Annotated in this window: 1 protein-coding gene; it reads left to right on the top strand. The window is 66.7% G+C overall.

What is annotated here, in order from left to right; genetic code table 11:
- The coding region (locus SB772_RS42415) for an MFS transporter (protein ID WP_410838822.1) at positions 1-261 on the top strand (261 nt) is incomplete at both ends.

The raw sequence follows: 261 nt of genomic DNA, 5'->3' as shown, positions 1-261 counted from the left end.
AAACCTCGTTCTACATCATGCGCCTGCTGCTGGGGGTGGCCGAAGCCGGCCTGTTCCCTGGCGTCATGCTGTACCTGACGTACTGGTTTGACCGCGAACAGCGTGCCCGTGCCACCGGCTACTTCCTGCTGGGGGTATGCGTGGCCAACATCCTCAGCGGGCCGCTGGGCGGCGCCCTGCTGGAAATGGACGGCGTGCTGGGCTGGCACGGCTGGCAATGGCTGTTCGTGCTCGAAGGCCTGCCTGCGGTGGCCCTGGCCT

This window comes from Paraburkholderia sp. SIMBA_030 (genome assembly GCF_046535245.1).
Taxonomy (GTDB): Bacteria; Pseudomonadota; Gammaproteobacteria; order Burkholderiales; family Burkholderiaceae; genus Paraburkholderia.
This window is presented reverse-complemented; position numbering and strand designations above follow the sequence as displayed.